Here is a 1,008-nt window from a genome sequence, read left to right as displayed (position 1 = left end):
CCTTTGGAGTATATATCTCCGCCTTGGTATAAAACTTACCTTCATACTCAGCCAGCATCACGAAGGCTGTCAGGTCAGTTTTCATGGATAGGTCAAGCCCGCCCCACACCACGCCCTCAAGAAATGGCGTTTCGTCATAGTCGGCAATGCAGGCTTTCCACTCTTGCGGTGAAACAAACGGCGCTTCAGCATTCACGCGCTGGTTTAAATTCAGGTTGCGGTAACTGTTTTCCTTGCTCGGCATCCGACTAGCAGCATTCGCCAAGTCTTCCATATCTTGCATTGAACGAAATACACCCAATGCGGGATTGGCTGTTGCCCACGCTTCGCGGTCTAATACATCACACTCTTCAGGCGCTTCATACACATGGCACACCGTCCTAGGGTCATCTCCAGCCTTGGCGTCGTCAATCATGATGCTGAGTAAGTCGGCATCAGTAGGCGCTTGCGTGGATATATTAATCATCAATGGATGATCATGCGCCCCTTGGCTGGTTACCAGTGCTTCGTAGAAGTCATTCTGTGGTCCCTTGATTTGCCCTGCTTCATCAAAGATAACCAACACAGGGGAAAGCCCCTGTGCGGTTCGCCCATCGGCTGCAATGGCTCGGTACTCCACATTCATCGGCAAACCAATCAAGCTTTTTTGGCTGGGGATAACCTTAATCACATCCTGAAGCATGCCGCTTTGGTTGATGATTTTTTGTGCCAGTTTGAACACCAATGACGCTTGGTCACGGCTCATGGCTCCACTGATAATCTGGCTATTCAATACAGCAGCGGGGCCGACTAAGTGGGCCAACAATAACCCTGCGATTAAAGCCGTCTTCCCGTTCTTGCGTGCCATACTTAGGATGGCTGTTTTGGTATGAACTGGATTGTCGTACACATCCAAAATGAAGCGCTTTTGGAAGTCCATTAGCTTCATGGGGCTACCGACCAGCTTGCCCTCAGGAATAGGCAAGGTTTCCAAGAAACCAATAATGTCCTCACCTAGCGTCATTGCAT

The 1,008-nt window shown here is 49.7% G+C and carries 1 protein-coding gene; it reads right to left on the bottom strand.

What is annotated here, in order from left to right:
• A partial coding sequence (locus tag A2F46_RS11680) for a terminase TerL endonuclease subunit (protein WP_066570637.1) occupies nt 1-1,008 on the bottom strand: 1,008 nt, incomplete at both ends.

This window comes from Snodgrassella sp. CFCC 13594, assembly GCF_001590725.1.
In the GTDB taxonomy this organism is placed as follows: domain Bacteria; phylum Pseudomonadota; class Gammaproteobacteria; order Burkholderiales; family Neisseriaceae; genus Snodgrassella.
This window is presented reverse-complemented; position numbering and strand designations above follow the sequence as displayed.